Source organism: Bifidobacterium sp. (assembly GCF_050874245.1).
Classification (GTDB): Bacteria; Actinomycetota; Actinomycetes; order Actinomycetales; family Bifidobacteriaceae; genus Bifidobacterium.
The window spans coordinates 1-1,035 of record NZ_JBNMKH010000225.1 but is presented as its reverse complement, the minus strand read 5'-3'; the positions used below and the strand labels follow the sequence as shown (position 1 = coordinate 1,035).

General features: G+C 62.4%; 1 protein-coding gene and 1 pseudogene. Both read left to right on the top strand.

The annotated features are described in order from the left end of the window. Nucleotides 1-259 (top strand): annotated as a pseudogene (locus ACR0P8_RS10090) (alpha/beta fold hydrolase); the annotation flags it as partial. A gap of 73 nt (nt 260-332) precedes the next feature. Further along, the coding region (locus tag ACR0P8_RS10085; protein ID WP_432624904.1) for a DMT family transporter at nt 333-1,035 on the top strand (703 nt) is incomplete at its 3' end.

Sequence of the window (1,035 nt, the reverse complement as noted above, 5' to 3'; positions counted from 1 at the left end):
GTCCCGCGCCATACTCAAACCGGACATGTGCGGTGCGATCGAAACTCCGACGCTGCTGTTCCAAGCGGGCCGTGACGTCTGGGTCCTGAACGGTCCGCAGGACGATTTCGTGGAACGCGTGCGCGAAGGCGGCGGATCAATCGAAAAAATACGGTACGGCAAGTCGTTGCACGAGATCTTCTCCATGCCGAACACGGTGGTCGGACCGTATGTGAACAAGATTCTCGACTTCCTCAGCGCGCCCGCGGACAGTCTGTGAGCGGCTGCCACTGCAAGACACATGCGGCGTGTACGGTGTGCGATGAGCGAACAGTGAAGGGGAAGGAGCCGCAGTGGCGGAAAAAACGTTCGAACGCACGCCGAAAGACCTGATTATCGGCATTGCGATGACCCTGTGCGGCGGCGTGCTGTGGGGCGTCAACGCCACCGTCTCCAAAATCCTCATGGGCACGTACCACGCCTCGCCGCTGTGGATCGCATGCGTGCGCGAACTGGCAGCCGGCGTGCTTTTCCTCACCTGCTCGGCCATCATGACGCCGAAACTGCTTACCGGCGCGCTACGCGATCGCAAATCATATCCGCGGCTGCTGGCCACCGCCATCATATGCGTGCTGCTGGTGCAGGTCGCCTACCTCGAATCGATCAACTGGACCAACTCTGGCACCGCGACCGTGCTGCAAAGCCTGAACCTGCTGTTCGTCTTGGGGGTCGTATGCCTGCGCGGGCGGCGACTGCCCGGCGTACGGGAAGGCATCGGCGTGGCGCTCGCCTTCGCGGGAACCGTGCTGATTGCGACCGGCGGCGACTTCACCACGCTGAAACTGCCGTTGGTCGGCCTGATTTGGGGCGCTATCAACGCGGCGTCCACGGCGGCCATGGTGTTTCTTCCGGTCAAGCTCATCGAACGTTGGGGCAACTTCACCGTCAACGGCATCGCATTTCTGATTTCCGGGCTTGTGCTGCTGCCGTTCGTGCGGCCGTGGGCTACGGCGCCGCAGTTGGATTGGCTGGGTGTGGGGCTGATGGCGTTCACCG